Below are 254 nucleotides of genomic sequence, written 5' to 3'. Positions count from 1 at the left end.
GGTGTGGCTGGGCAAGTCCTGGACGGACGGGGGCGCGTCGTCGTCATCATCCTTGCGTTTGCCTGCTTCCGCGGCGGCCTTCGCCTCGGCCTCCAGGGCCCGCCGGGCCTCCTGGATTCGCTGCAGTTGTTGACGAGCACCCTGGATGAGGGCGCAAGGCCCGAGTTCGAGCCGGCTGTGTGATGGTTTCGCGCCGCTCGCCCATCGTCAGCGAGAAACTGGAGCGCCACGCCCGATGAGGTAGCAGGCGGTCA

The 254-nt window shown here is 68.1% G+C and carries 1 protein-coding gene; it reads left to right on the top strand.

The window, feature by feature from the left end; all coding sequences use genetic code 11:
* A partial coding sequence (locus G4D87_RS39140; protein ID WP_205507906.1) for a hypothetical protein occupies window positions 1-183 on the top strand: 183 nt, incomplete at its 5' end.
* Window positions 184-254: the final 71 nt, after the last annotated feature.

This window comes from Myxococcus vastator (assembly GCF_010894475.1).
Taxonomy (GTDB): domain Bacteria; phylum Myxococcota; class Myxococcia; order Myxococcales; family Myxococcaceae; genus Myxococcus; species Myxococcus vastator.
Note: the sequence above shows the minus strand (reverse complement) of the source record. Positions and strands in the feature narration are given on the sequence as shown.